This is a genomic window from Nonomuraea sp. NPDC050310 (genome assembly GCF_040655795.1).
Lineage (GTDB): Bacteria > Actinomycetota > Actinomycetes > Streptosporangiales > Streptosporangiaceae > Nonomuraea.
In genome coordinates, this window is the sequence record NZ_JBFAKP010000029.1 from 16290 (window position 1) to 28942 (window position 12653).

The 12653-nt window shown below is 72.0% G+C and carries 13 protein-coding genes; all 13 read right to left on the reverse strand.

The window, feature by feature from the left end:
* Window positions 1-13: 13 nt before the first annotated feature.
* Complete coding sequence (locus AB0I67_RS38820) at window positions 14-622, reverse strand: MBL fold metallo-hydrolase (protein WP_357934784.1); 609 nt, start codon at window positions 620-622, stop codon at window positions 14-16.
* Window positions 623-666: 44 nt separating this feature from the next.
* The gene (locus AB0I67_RS38825) at window positions 667-912 is read right to left on the reverse strand and encodes a hypothetical protein (RefSeq protein ID WP_357934787.1); all 246 of its coding nucleotides are present in this window, start codon (window positions 910-912) and stop codon (window positions 667-669) included.
* Window positions 913-1011: 99 nt separating this feature from the next.
* Window positions 1012-3591, reverse strand: coding sequence for a phenylalanine--tRNA ligase subunit beta (locus AB0I67_RS38830; RefSeq protein ID WP_357934790.1), 2580 nt, complete (start codon window positions 3589-3591; stop codon window positions 1012-1014).
* Window positions 3591-4631, reverse strand: a complete 1041-nt coding sequence (gene pheS / locus AB0I67_RS38835) for a phenylalanine--tRNA ligase subunit alpha (protein WP_357934951.1) — start codon at window positions 4629-4631, stop codon at window positions 3591-3593. Before pheS ends, AB0I67_RS38830 begins: the two co-directional genes overlap by 1 nt.
* A gap of 177 nt (window positions 4632-4808) precedes the next feature.
* A complete protein-coding gene (locus AB0I67_RS38840; RefSeq protein ID WP_357934954.1) occupies window positions 4809-5846 on the reverse strand; it encodes an ATP-binding protein in 1038 nt (345 codons plus the stop codon).
* A 119-nt stretch (window positions 5847-5965) separates the two neighbouring features.
* Entirely contained in the window at window positions 5966-6772 is an 807-nt protein-coding gene (locus AB0I67_RS38845) for an RNA methyltransferase (protein WP_357934793.1), read from the reverse strand.
* Window positions 6773-6881: 109 nt separating this feature from the next.
* Window positions 6882-7265 (reverse strand): 50S ribosomal protein L20, encoded by a 384-nt coding sequence (gene rplT / locus AB0I67_RS38850; protein ID WP_357934796.1) that lies wholly within the window; start codon window positions 7263-7265, stop codon window positions 6882-6884.
* Between the two features lie 27 nt (window positions 7266-7292).
* Complete coding sequence (gene rpmI / locus AB0I67_RS38855; RefSeq protein WP_357934799.1) at window positions 7293-7487, reverse strand: 50S ribosomal protein L35; 195 nt, start codon at window positions 7485-7487, stop codon at window positions 7293-7295.
* A gap of 269 nt (window positions 7488-7756) precedes the next feature.
* Window positions 7757-8356, reverse strand: a complete 600-nt coding sequence (infC, locus tag AB0I67_RS38860; protein ID WP_357934957.1) for a translation initiation factor IF-3 — start codon at window positions 8354-8356, stop codon at window positions 7757-7759.
* 330 nt (window positions 8357-8686) lie between these two features.
* Window positions 8687-9511, reverse strand: a complete 825-nt coding sequence (locus AB0I67_RS38865; protein ID WP_357934802.1) for a shikimate dehydrogenase — start codon at window positions 9509-9511, stop codon at window positions 8687-8689.
* 29 nt (window positions 9512-9540) lie between these two features.
* Window positions 9541-10656: an endolytic transglycosylase MltG gene (gene mltG / locus AB0I67_RS38870; protein WP_357934804.1), complete on the reverse strand. Its 1116-nt coding sequence runs from the start codon at window positions 10654-10656 to the stop codon at window positions 9541-9543.
* Window positions 10657-10833: 177 nt separating this feature from the next.
* On the reverse strand, window positions 10834-12174 hold the full coding sequence (mltG, locus tag AB0I67_RS38875) for an endolytic transglycosylase MltG (RefSeq protein WP_357934807.1): 1341 nt from the start codon (window positions 12172-12174) through the stop codon (window positions 10834-10836).
* Window positions 12167-12652 carry a Holliday junction resolvase RuvX gene (ruvX, locus tag AB0I67_RS38880; RefSeq protein WP_357934810.1) on the reverse strand — a complete coding sequence of 162 codons (486 nt, stop codon included), beginning with the start codon at window positions 12650-12652 and terminating at the stop codon, window positions 12167-12169. Before ruvX ends, mltG (AB0I67_RS38875) begins: the two co-directional genes overlap by 8 nt.
* Window position 12653: the final 1 nt, after the last annotated feature.

Sequence of the window (12653 nt, forward strand, 5' to 3'; positions counted from 1 at the left end):
GCGGGGCTTTGGGTCAGAGGTCTGCGGACTCGCCTCGCGCGAGCCGGGTGTAGGCCGTCTCCTCCTGCAGCCAGGCGTCGGCGTACTCCCTCCCGATCCGGCTGAGGTGGATGTCGTGGATGGGGAACCCCCGCGCCGGGCGAACGTCCCGGACGAACTGGACGGCCTCGCCGACCTTCAGCCACGGCCCGGCAGCCGGGATCAGCAGCGTCTCCACCTCGGCGTCCGGGACGAACAGCGAGTCTCCCGGGTGGTAGAGGCCGTCCACCACATACCCGAGGTTCGGACAGCCGGGCAGTGCGTCGATCACCTCGGCGTGCCTGCCGCCCACCGCCTGCACGGTGAAGCCCGCGATCTGCCTGCGCTCCCCCGCCTCGATGGCCAGCCCGCCCAGGTCACCGGCCAGCGCCGCATGGGTGTGCACGGTCAGCGCCGGGTCGCCCGCCTGAGCGGCCTTCAGCGCCTCGACGTCCACGTGGTCGGGGTGCTCGTGGGTCACCAGCACGGCGGTGGCCCCGGCGAGCGCCGCCGCGGCATCGGCGAACGTGCCCGGGTCGATCACCAGCGCGCGGTCACCGTCGTCCAGGCGGACGCAGGCGTGCCCGAAATGCGTCAGTCTCATCGGCCCACCCTAGGCCGCGAGGACCCCGGGCACCATCCAGTCGATCACTCCTGCTCGCGCCAGCCGCCCGCCTGCTCGGCCAGCTCGTCCAGCCGGGTCAGGTCCTCGCGGGTCAGCCGGTCGTCCGCGTCCTCCACGACCACGAGCCATTGGGCCGCCTCCGCGTCGTCCTCACCGGCCAGCGTCTCGCGCACCACCTTCGGGATGCCGAGCCATGGGTGCCACTCCGCCACGGTCTCGGCCGCTTCCTCGGCGTCGTCGCGCTCCTCGAACACCAGCAGCTGCCTCATCGCCCCAGTATCCCGCCACCCGCAGGCCTCCCGGAAAACGCCGGCGGGCCCACCGGATCCCCGCAGAGAACCGATGGGCCCGCCGGCCCGCGTGCAAGGTCAGGCGCCGCGGAGGCGGGCGCCCACCCGGTCGGCGGCGACCGCGACGGCGGCGTCACGGGCCGCGGTGGTCTCCTCCACCGTCAGCGTCCGGTCGGCCGCACGGAAGCGCAGCGTGTAGGCCAGGGACTTGTGCCCCTCCCCCACCTGCTCCCCGCTGTACACGTCGAACAACCGCACCGACTCCAGCAGCTCGCCCGCACCGTCGCGCAGCGCGGCCTCGACGTCGGCCACCGGGGTGAAGTCGGGCACGATGAGCGCGACGTCCTGGGTGGCCACCGGATAGGACGCCACCCGCGGCGTCTCGACCGGCCCGGTCAGGTGCGCCTCGACCCGGGTGAGCTCGAACTCCATGGCGCTCGTGCGCGGCGGCAGGCCGTACGCCTCGATGACGCGCGGGTGCAGCTCGCCGGCGTGGCCGACGAGGGTGTCCCCCACGTACAGGGCGGCGCAGCGGCCCGGGTGCCACGGCTCGTGCTGGTCGGCGGAGACGTTCAGCTCGACCCCCGCAGCACGCGCGATGGTGCGGGCGGCCTCGACCGCGTCCGCCCACCCGGCCGCACGGCCCTTGCCCCACCAGCCGGACCGCTCGAACTCACCGGCGAGCACGACCGCGACCCGGTACGGCTGCGCGGGCAACGCCTCGGCGACGGAGGCGAGCTCCTCCGCCGAGGGCCGCCGGTCGACGCGGAGCACGGGCGCCTGGGCAGGAGCCCCGGCCCGCGGCCGGTAGACCAGGCCGTTCTCGAACAACGCGACGTCGGCGAAGCCGCGGCCCACGTTGCGGGCGAGCATCTTGAGCAGCCCGGGCAGCAGGGTGGTCCGCATGAGCGGCTCGTCCTCCGACAGCGGGTTGGCCAGGCGGGTGGCCAGGCGCCGCGAGTCGTCGGCGGGCAGCAGCAGGTTGTCGAGGTCACGCTCACCCATGAACGGGTAGGCCAGCACCTCCACATACCCGGCGGCGGCCAGCGCCCGGCCGACCCGGCGGCGCAGGCGCTGCCCCTCGGTCAGCCCGGCCCCGGCCGGGGCCTTCGGCAGCACGGAGGGCAGCTTGTCGTAGCCCTCCAGCCGGATGACCTCCTCGGCCAGGTCGTTGGGGTCAGTCAGGTCGGGCCGCCACGACGGCGGGGTGACCGTGATCATGTCGTCGCCGATCACGGACAGGTCGACCTCGCCGCCGGAGACGACCCCGGTGGCGTCGACGCCGCCGCGCCGCCCGGCGGGCGAGGAGCCCGCCTCGACGAGGCAGCCGACCTGCTCCAGGCGGGCGATGACCGCCTCGCGCGGGTAGGAGATGCCCGCCACCGCGCCGGGATGCCCGGTCGGGATGGCGATCCGCTGCGGCTCGACCTCGGTCTGGGCGTGCGTGACGCCCGGCCGCACCTGGGCACCGCCCAGCTCGGCCAGGAGCTGCACCGCCCGCCAGGAGGCGATGAGCGGCAGCTCGCGGTCGACCCCGCGCTCGAAGCGCTTGGACGCCTCGGAGACCAGACCGTGCCGGCGCGACTCGCGGGCGATGCCGGAGGCGGAGAAGTGCGCCGCCTCGATGACGATCTCGGTCGAGCTGTCGGAGATCTCGGTCTCGAGGCCGCCCATGGTGCCGGCCATCGAGATCGGGCCCGAGTCGTCGGTGATGAGGATGTCGTCGGGGTTGAGCGTGCGCACGACGTGGTCGAGCGTCTCGAGCTTCTCCCCCGCGCGGGCCCGGCGCACCACGATCTCGCCGGACAGCTTGGTCCGGTCGAAGGCGTGCAGCGGCTGGCCGAGCTCCAGCATCAGGTAGTTGGTGATGTCGACGGCCAGCGAGACCGGGCGCATGCCGGCGCGGGTCAGCCGCGTGCGCATCCGCAGCGGGCTGCGCGCGCCGGGGTCGAACCCGGAGACCTCGCGCAGCACGAAACGGTCGCACGCGCTGTCGTCGGCGATGGAGGCCGGGTAGGAGCCGGGCGCGTCCGCGTCGGCCGCGGCCATCGCCTCGGCGCCGATCAGGGCCGGGTCGCGGAAGGGCACCTCGAAGGCGGTCGCCGCCTCGCGGGCGACGCCGCGGATGGACAGCGAGTACCCCAGGTCGGGGGTGATCTCCAGCTCCAGGACCTCGTCACGCAGGCCGAGCAGCTCGACGACGTCCTCCCCGATCGGGGTGTCGGCGGGCAGCACCATGATGCCGTCGTGGTCGTCGCCCAGGCCCAGCTCGCGCTCGGAGCAGATCATGCCCTCCGACAGCCGGCCGTAGGTCTTGCGCGCGCCGACCTCGAAGCCGCCGGGCAGCACGCCCCCGGGCAGCACGACCGGCACCTTGTCGCCGACGGCGAAGTTGGTCGCGCCGCAGACGATCTGGCGCGGCTCGGCCCCCTGGTTGCCGGGGCCGACCTCGACGACGCAGTGCCGGATCGGCTTCTTGAAGCCGGTCAGCTCCTCGATGGCCAGCACCTGCCCGACCACGACGTTCTTCACGTCGTGGCCGTGGGAGGTGATGGCCTCCAGCTTGAGTCCGGCGGCGGTGAGCCGGTCGGCGACCTCTTGCGCGGTGACCGCGGGGAGGTCGACATACTCCCGCAGCCAGGAAAGCGGGACCCTCATCAGATCTCCATTCCGAACGGGAGGGTGAAGCGGACGTCGCCCTCGACCATGTCACGCATGTCCTCGGCGTTGTGGCGGAACATCAGCGTCCGCTCCACGCCCATGCCGAAGGCGAAGCCGGAGTAGACCGACGGGTCGACCCCGGCGGCGATGAGCACGCGCGGGTTGACCATGCCGCAGCCGCCCCACTCGATCCAGCCCTCCGACTTGCAGGTGCGGCAGTGCGGGTTGCCGGGGATCGCCGAGGCGCCGCGGCAGACGAAGCACTTGAGGTCGAGCTCCGCCGAGGGCTCGGTGAAGGGGAAGTAGTTGGGGCGGAAGCGCGTGGTGATGCCCTCGCCGAACATGACCTCGGCGAAGCGGTCGAGCGTGCCCTTCAGGTGCGCCATGGTCAGGCCCTTGTCGACGGCCAGGCCCTCGACCTGGTGGAAGACCGGGGTGTGGGTGGCGTCGAGCTCGTCGGTGCGGAAGACCTTGCCGGGCGAGATGACGTAGACCGGCAGCTCGCGCGTGAGCAGCGCGCGGATCTGCACCGGCGAGGTCTGGGTGCGCAGCACCTTGCCCGAGTCGGTGGACTCCACGAAGAAGGTGTCGTGGTCGGAGCGCGCCGGGTGGTCGGTGGCGATGTTGAGCGCGTCGAAGTTGAACCACTCGCCCTCCAGCTCGGGGCCCTCGGCGACCTCGTAGCCCATGGCCACGAAGGTGTCGGCGATGCGCTCCTGCAGCGTGGTGAGCGGGTGGCGCGCGCCGACGGGGCGGCGGTCCCACGGCAGCGTCACATCGACGGCCTCCTCGACCAGCACGCGGGCGTCGCGCTCCGCTTCGAGCTCGGTCTGCCGGGCGGCGAGCGCCTCGTTGATCGCCTTGCGCGCGCCGCCGATGCGCTTGCCCGCCTCCGACCGCGCGGCCGGCGGCAGCGCACCGATCTCACGGTTGGCCAGGGCGATGGGCGAGCGGTCGCCGGCGTGCGCGAGCCGGACCTGCTTGAGTGCGTCGAGACTGTCGGCGGCCTTGATCGCCGCGAGGGCGTCGGCCTCCATGCGGGACACCTCGTCGGCATGCAACGGGGTCACCTCGACGGGGTCGTAGTCAGACAAGACATAGCTCCGTATCCAGGGCTTGAGCGGACCCGAGTCTAGCCGGGTCACGCCGAAGGGATCGCGCCGCTCGGGGCGCCTGTGGAAAACCTTGGAAGCCCACCGGGGCCGGCGACCTCGTCAGGCGAAGTCGGGTGTGCCGGTGGGCACGGTAAATCGGAACTCGGCGCCGCCCTCGGGGGCACGCTGCACGGTGATCGTGCCGCCGTGCGCCTCGACAAGGCCCTTCACGATGAACAGGCCGAGACCGGTGCCGCCGCGCCGGCGGCTGTTGCCGCGCCAGAACTGGCGGAAGACGCGCGGAGCCAGCTCGGGCGCGATGCCCTCGCCCTGGTCTCGCACGCTCACAGCAGCTCCCCAGCCGACGGATTCGATGTCTATGGTCACTTTACCGCGTCCGTGGCGCACGGCGTTTTCGACCAGGTTGGCGAGAACCTGGTCAATTTTGTCCTGGTCGAGCCACATCTCCGGCAGGTCGGCCGCGGCCCGCAGGTCGAAGCGGTCGGGCGGCTCCCCGGCGGCGATCCGGCCGGCGATGACGCGCTGGGCGCGGGCGGGCAGGTCGACGACCTGCCGGTGCACCTCCAGGCGGCCCGACTCGATGCGGGAGACGTCGAGCAGTTCGGTGATCAGCCGGGTCACCCGGTCGGCGTCGTGGTTGACCGTCTCCAGCATCACGCGCTTCTGCTGGTCGGTGAAGCGCTCCCACTTGGCCAGCAGCGTGGCGGTGAAGCCCTTGACGCTGGTCAGCGGCGAGCGCAGCTCGTGGGCGACGGTGGTGACCAGGTCGGCGCGGCTGCGTTCGAGGCGGGTGCGGGCCCCGCCGTCCCGCAGGGTGATCGTCACGCGCTGCACCTCGCCGCCGCGTTCGGGCTCGCGCACCAGCCGCGCGGCGACATAGAGCTCCTGGCCGCCGGGCAGGTGCACCGGCCGCTCGGGGACCCGGGTGCGGGTGCGCAGGCCGCTGTGCACGTCGAGCGACTTCCACCACTCGCGGCCGTCGTGGTCGCGGAAGGGGAAGACGTCGTCCATCACCTGGCCGCTAGCGCGCTCGGCGCTGACGCCGGTCAGCCGCTCGGCGGCCCGGTTGACCGCCAGCACCTGCCCGTGCCGCCCGGCGACGATGAGACCGTCGGGCAGGTCGTCGATGGTGATCATGCTCTCGGGAGCCCTCGGGCTCCCGCCGCACGCCGAGTCCGCCGCCTGACCGCCGGTTTCCTCGCCGTGCACGAACCCCGCCTCCTCGACCTACAACGCCGACAATAGCGGGTTTCCCGTCAGGCCGGGGAGCGCTGAGCGCGAGCGGACGCGTACAGGCAGACAGCGGCCGCGGTCGCCAGGTTGAGGCTCTCGGCCTGTCCGTAGATGGGCACCCGGACGGCCTCGTCGCACACGTCGAGCACCTCCTGCGGCAACCCCCACGCCTCGTTGCCGAACACCCAGGCCGTCGGACCGGACAGGTCCACCTCGTCGAGGGTCCGCTTGCCGCTGCCGTCGGCCGCCAGCACGCGCAGCCCCCGCGCCTTCAGATCCTGTACGGCACGCGTCACCGGAGCACCGATGACGACCGGCAGGTGGAACAGGCTGCCCGCGCTGGCCCGCACGCACTTGCCGTTGTAGGGGTCGACCGAGGCGTCGGTGAACACCACCGCGTCGGCCCCGGCGGCGTCGGCCGTCCGCAGGACCGTGCCGGCGTTACCGGGGTCGCGCACGTGCGCCAGCACGGCCACCAGCCGCGCCTCGGCGGTGAGCGCCTCCTCCAGGGGGACGTGCACGAAGCGGCAGACCGCCAGCAGCCCCTGCGGCGTCACCGTCTGGGCCAGCTCGGCCATCACCTCGCCGCTGGCGCGGTGCACCTCGGCCCCGCCCAGCCGCGCCTCGGCCAGCAGGTCGGCATGGCGCAGCTCGGCCTCACCGGTCGCGAACACCTCCAGCGTGACCCCGTCCAGGCGCAGCGCCTCGCGCACCGCCTGCGGGCCCTCGGCCAGGAACCTGCGGTCCTGCTCGCGGAAGGAGCGCTTGGTCAGCCGGCGCGCGGCCTTGACCCGCGGCGCGCGGACGTTGGTGAGCTCGGACCCCGTCATGCGTCCCCCATCCCATCGGAAGCGAGCGGCCCGCCCCGCCGGGGCGCCGCGTGAAAAAGGCGAAGGGCCCACCGGACAACGTCGGTGAGCCCTAGGCGAAGTCGCTGGATCAGCCGGCGACCGGCGCGTTCACGTTCGCCGGAAGGGCCTTCTTGGCGGCCTCGACGAGCGCGGCGAAAGTCTGGCCGTCGTTGACCGCGAGGTCGGCCAGGATCTTGCGGTCGACCTCGACACCCGCCAGGCGCAGACCCTGGATCAGGCGGTTGTAGGTCATGCCGTTGGCGCGGGCCGCGGCGTTGATGCGCTGGATCCACAGGCGGCGGAAGGCGCCCTTGCGGTCCTTGCGGTCACGGTAGGCATAGGTCATCGAGTGGAGCATCTGCTCCTTGGCCTTGCGGTAAAGGCGCGACCGCTGGCCACGGTAACCGCTCGCCCGCTCGAGGACGACCCTGCGCTTCTTCTTGGCGTTGAGCGCCCGCTTCACGCGTGCCATGTTCTTATCTCCCCGGGGTTCGTCGCGTTACTTAGCGAGCAGCTTCTTGATCTTCTTGGAGTCGGCGTCGGACAGCACGACATCGTTCTTGAGACGGCGCGTCAGGGTGGACGACTTCCACTCGTTGTAGTGCGCACGGTTCGCACGACGCCGCTTGATCTTGCCAGAGCCGGTCAGCTTGAACCGCTTCTTCGCACCACTGTGCGTCTTCATCTTCGGCATATGCCGTCTCTCCCTCAAAATCGTCGTTCACACGGAGCAGGGCAGCCGCGATCGCGACTTCCTCCCCCGTCCTCCTGGGCGGTCTGCCGGGCCCGATGGGGATCAGGCCGGTCCCGCCTGGCGCCGCGCGCCGGGCGGGCCTCGGGGCCCGGCCCGGGCGGCGGCATCCCGGTCTGCGGTGGCTGGGTCACCCGCGGCTGTCGCCAGGCCGTCGACGATCGGAACGTCGGCGGCGGCGGTCCGCCAGTAAGGCTAACCCGAACGGAGCGTTACGACTCCCCGTCGTCCAGGCTCTCGCCCGGCTCCGCGCCTTCCCGCTGCGCCTTGGCGGCCGCCTTCTCGGCCTTCGCCTCGGCCTTCTTCTTGTGCGGACCGATCACCATGATCATGTTTCGGCCGTCCTGCTTGGCGTGGGACTCCACGAAGCCCAGCTCGCTGACGTCGTCCGCCAGCTTCTGGAGCAGGCGGAAGCCCAGCTCCGGACGCGACTGCTCACGCCCGCGGAACATGATCGTCACCTTGACCTTGTCCCCCGCCTTGAGGAACCGCACCACGTGACCCTTCTTGGTCTCGTAGTCGTGCGGGTCGATCTTCGGCCGGAGCTTGATCTCCTTGATGATCGTGTGCGCTTGATTCTTGCGCGCCTCGCGCGCCTTCATCGCGGACTCGTACTTGAACTTGCCGTAGTCCATGAGCTTGCACACGGGCGGTCGTGCCGTGGCCGCGACCTCGACGAGGTCGAGGTCGGCCTCCTGGGCGAGCTTCAACGCGTCGTGGATCGAGACGATGCCGACCTGCTCACCGTTGGGGCCGACGAGGCGAACCTCGGGCACACGGATGCGCTCGTTGATGCGGGGCTCAGTGCTGATGGGGCCTCCTAGGTTTGCGATCCCTACGATGCTCGTCGTGCTCGGGGCCCTGGAGAACCTGCTGGAGGAAAACCAAAAGCCCCGCACGTCGCGCATGCGGGGCCACTGAACCCGCTGGTGCGAGTTCCCCGGAGTGAAGTCCGGCGTGATCCTGGACCCGGCCGCCTCGCGGCGACTCAGGTGGGAGGGAGACCTCCGCTTGCGCGTCTGGCGGAAGTGCCAGACCGATCGACGAGCTACGTTACCACAACCACGCGCGAGCTCGAAATCATCCCGGCGGACCGGATCACCGCGCCGACCACCGGGCCGACCACCGGGTTGACCACCGGATCAACCCGCCGGAGCACTCCGCCGGCTCAGCTCGGCCTCGCCCGCCGCGCGCATCGCCTCGACCGGCACGCCGGTGCGGCCGGTCATCAGCTCGACCTGCCGCACCGCCTGATGCAGCAGCATCGCGAACCCGCCGACCACCGTCCCGCCCGCCTGCCGTACGGCAAGCGCGGCCGCGGTGGGCCACGGCGAGTAGACCACGTCGAACAACGCCGGCACCCGCGCCAGCCGTACCGCGTGCTCGTCGGCGGCGCGGCCCGGCAGGGTCGAGACGACGAGGTCCACGTCGAGGAGGGCGTCGAGCTTGTCCAGCCGCTCGACCCGCAGGGCGACGCCGAGGCGCTCGGCGACCGCGAGGGTCTCCCCCGCCCGGGCCGGCTCGCGCACCGCCAGCGTGGCCTCGCCCAGGCCGAGGTTGCGCAGGGCGGCCAGCGCGGAGGCGGCGGTGGCTCCGCCGCCCAGCACCAGCGCGCTGCGCGGCGCGGGCACGCCCGCCTCGGCCAGGGCCTGCTCGATGCCGTACACGTCGGTGTTGTCGCCGTGGGCGCCGCCGTCCCGGAAGATCACCGTGTTCGCCCCGCCCACCTCGACGGCGAGCTCGGAGACCGAGTCGAGCAGCGGCAGCACGGCCCGCTTGAGCGGCATCGTCAGCGACAGCCCCGCCCACGGCCCGTCCAGGGCGGCCAGGAAGGCGGGCAGCCGGTCCTCGCCCACCTCGAAGGCGTCGTAACGCCAGCCGTCCAGGCCCATCGCGGCGTAGGCGGCCCGGTGCAGGAAGGGCGAGAGCGAGTGCTCGATCGGGGAACCGAGCACCGCGGCGCGCATGGCTTGACTGTGACCCACGGGCTCAGACCCTACTGGCTGTTGCGGTTGAGCTCCGCCTCCAGCACCCGGAACTCCGCCTCCGTAGTGGCGAACTTGGTGACGTTGCTGTTGGGGTCGGTCGCCACGAAGTACAGCCAGCTACCCTTGGCCGGGTTGAGCGCCGCGTCCAGGGCGTCCTCGCCGGGGTTGGCGATGGGCCCGATCGGCAGGCCCTCCCAGTAGTAGGTGTTGTACTTCGACTTCGACTGCGTGTCGGCGTGGGTGGCGCGCGTGCCGTACTTCTTGAGCCCGTACATGGTGGTGCTGTCCATCTGGAGCTTCATCGGCAGCGCGAGCCGGTTGTAGATGACCCGGGCGATCTTCGGCATGTCCTCGTGCCGGCCGGCCTCGGCCTGGATGATCGAGGCGATGATGACCACCTGGTGCGGGGTGAGGTCCAGCTTCTTGGCGCCGCTCTCCAGGCCGACCTTGTCGGCGGCCTCGCCGAAGCGGTGGACCATCTTGGCGAGCACGTCGGAGGCGCTGTCCTTGGGCTGGAACTCGTAGGTCGCGGGGAAGGCGTAGCCTTCCAGGCCCTTGGCGTAGGCGGGCAGGCCCAGGTCGCCGAGGTTCTTGGCGGCGGCGGTGAACTCGTCCTTCGGCTTGCCGGTCGCCTCGGCCAGCACGGAGATCGTGTCCGTCAGCCGCAGGCCCTCCTTGATCAGTGCCTTCTTGGTCACCCGCTTGCCGGAGTCGAGCATCGCGACCGCGTTGGCCGCGGACATGCCCTTGCGCATCTCGTAGGTGCCCGGCTGCAGCGAGCTGCTCTTGCCGGCCGACTCGATCGCGTTGGTGAAGGCGCGGGCGCTCTTGACCACCCCGAGCCGGACCAGCTCCTCGGCGACCTCGGCCGCGCTCTGGCCCGACTTGATCTCGACGCTGACCTCGCCGCTGCCGGCGCCGGTGTAGTCGTCGGGCACCATCGCCTGGGTGACCCACAGGTAGCCGTAGTAACCGCCCCCGCCGAGGATGCCGGCGAGCACGATGAAGGCCAGCAACGGCGCCAGGAATCGGCCCCGGCCGGCGCGCTTGCGCCGGCGGCGGGCCGCGCGTCTGTTTCCGCGGGGCTCGCTGCCGAGCATGGTGTCGAAGTCGAGATCGTTCATAGGTGCGCTCGCCAATCTCCCGGTAGGGCCGGGCCGGCGTCAAGGGGATGCGCCAAACCGGTGGGGGTTACCGGGCTGAACGTGGGGGACCGCCGGCCAAGTGCGGGTGACCAGCGATTATCACACTGAGTAGCCATGCTAGGCGACGCGCGGAGCGCCGCCGACACGCATGAGTGATCAGTTCATGCCGAGTTTTTCGTTCAGCTCTTCCCGGTATCTCACGAACTCACTCTCTTTGTCGGTGAATTTCGTGATTCTACGCTGCGGATCCGTGGTCACGAACCAGAGCCAGTCGCCCTCGGCCGGGCGCAGGGCAGCTTGCAGGGCCTTCTCCCCCGGGTTGGAAATCGGTCCGGGCGGCAGGCCCGGGCGCAGATAGGTGTTGTACGGCGAGCGGACCCGGGTGTCGCTCTCCAGCACGCGCAGGGTGTGCCGGCGCTGGGCGTAGAGCACCGTGGTGTCCAGTTGCAGCGGGGTCCCGTTGCGGAGGCGGTTGTAGATCACGCGGGCGATCTTGGGGTAGTCGGCGTCCCTGCCGCCCTCGGCCTGGACGATGCTGGCCACGGTGACCAGTTGCAGCGGCTCCAGGCCCAGGCGCTCGGCGCCCTCGGCGACGCCGAGCTGCTCGGCCGCCTGGGCGAACCGGGCGACCATGGCCTTCAGCAGGTCGGCGGCGGTCTGGCCGGGTTCGACCTCGTAGGTGGCCGGGAAGAGCAGGCCCTCCAGGCCCTTGCCGTACGGGGTGGAGACCTCGGCCGAGCGGAAGTCGGCCAGCGGGAAGCCGGTGGCCTTGGCAGCCAGGGCGAAGACCTCGGTCAGGCGCAGGCCCTCCGGGACGGTCACCTTCTTGACCACCCTCGACACCGGGGCCAGCAGGAGGTCCAGGGCCGCTTCCGCGGCCATGCCGCGGCGGAGCTGGAAGTGGCCGGGGCGCAGGCTGCCCGCTTTGCCACGTTCCATGGTCACGTTGGTGAAGGAGCGGGCGCTGGCCACCACGCCCGCGCCGGCCAGGGTCTCGCCGACCTGGGAGGCGGTGGCGCCCGCCGGGATGTGGACGGTCACCGAGCCGGTGCCGGCGCCCTCGAAGTCCTCGGGGACCAGGCGGGGTTTGACGACCAGGTAGGCGACCGTGCCCAGCAGGGCGGCCGAGACGGCCAGGCCGGTCAGGAGGCGGACGGCCTTCCGTTTCGCGGTAGGCCCGCCCGTCCCCGGCTCCCCGGAACCGGACCCGCGGGCTGGAGTGGATCCTGGGGAGGGGACGCCGGGCTCGGCGGACGCACCGGCTGCGGTGGATCCTGAGGAGGGATCGCCGGGGTCGGCGGACGCACGGCCTGAGGACGGGTCGCCGGGGTCGGCGGACGCGTGGGCTGGGGTGGACCCTGGAGAAGGGGTGGCACCCTCGGTGGACGCGTGGGCTGGGGTGGATCCTGGGGAAGGGTCCTCGGATCCACCGTCCGTTGCGGGCTCGGGGGTGTCGTCGCGCCAGAAGAAGCCGGAGTCGTCGTCGCGCTCACGCATCGCCGGCCCCGCCGTCCGCCGCAGGGGGCGGATCGACGGGTTTGCCGGGTGGTTTCCCGGTGGCGCGCTCGACGTCGAGCGCGTCCTGGAGCAGGACGACCGCGGCGGCCTGGTCGACCACCCCGCGCTGCTTCTTGGCCTTCACCCCGCTGGCCCGCAGGCCGGCGGCGGCGGCGACGGTCGTGAGACGCTCGTCGAACAGCCGCACCGGGATCGGCGCCAGCCGTACGGCGAGCTGCTCGGCGAAGGCGCGCGCGAGCGCGGCCGCCTGCCCCTCACGGCCCGACAGGGAGGTGGGCAGGCCCACCACGACCTCGACCGCCTCGTGCTCGGCGGCCAGCAGGGAGATGCGGTGCAGGTCGCCCTTGCCGCGCTTGACGGTCTCGACCGGCGTGGCGAGCATCCCCGAGGGGTCGCTGCGCGCCACGCCGATGCGGACTGACCCGACGTCGATGCCGAGCCGCGTGCCGAACCTCATC